A 662-nucleotide genomic window follows, 5' to 3' on the forward strand; every position below is an offset into this window, starting at 1 on the left:
CCGCCAGCCCCAGCCACTGCCACGTCTCCAGCACCCACAGCGGGCGCGTGAAGAACACGGGCGGCAGCATCTCCAGCAGCGGCGACCCGTGCTCCTGGAACAGCGTGTCGATGGCGCCCACCGTGTCCGCGCTGAAGACCCACACGGGGCCCCCTTCCGCGTCCACCCGCTCCAGCACGATGTCCTGGGGGCCTCGAGTCGTGGCCACCTGGCCCAGCACCTCGCGGCGGGCGCGCTCCCCGGGGCCAGCGGGCTCGCGGCCGATGCGCGCGAAGTCCAGCCACAGCGTCCGGTCCAGCACCACCACCAGCCGCCGCGCCAGGGTCAGCCCTTCCTCCGCCTGCGTCTCCGGAGGCAGCCGCGACAGGTCCAGGTAGTGCGGCGCCCGCAGCCCGTCCCGAGCATGCGCCGCCTCCAGGAACCCCACCGCCGTCGCCGTGGGCGTGCTCCGGTCCACCTCCGGCGGAGGCGGCGGCAGCCCCGCGTTCAGCGCGAAGGCCCCCACGGGTCCCAACAGCAGCAACATCCACAGCCACGGCGGCACGAAACGACGCACGGCACTCTCCTGATTCTTAGGTAATTTGAGAACAAACAATCACCCTGAGCGGAGGCTGTCCAGCAGTGGTGACGCGGAAGGACAAGGGCAGGACGCGGTGCGGGCG

Annotated in this window: 1 pseudogene; it reads right to left on the minus strand. The window is 71.9% G+C overall.

The window, feature by feature from the left end:
• Positions 1-556: pseudogene (locus D7V77_RS42335) on the minus strand (mechanosensitive ion channel family protein); the annotation flags it as partial.
• Between the last annotated feature and the right edge of the window lie 106 nt (positions 557-662).

The sequence above is a fragment of the Corallococcus sp. CA041A genome (genome assembly GCF_003612075.1).
GTDB lineage: Bacteria > Myxococcota > Myxococcia > Myxococcales > Myxococcaceae > Corallococcus > Corallococcus exiguus.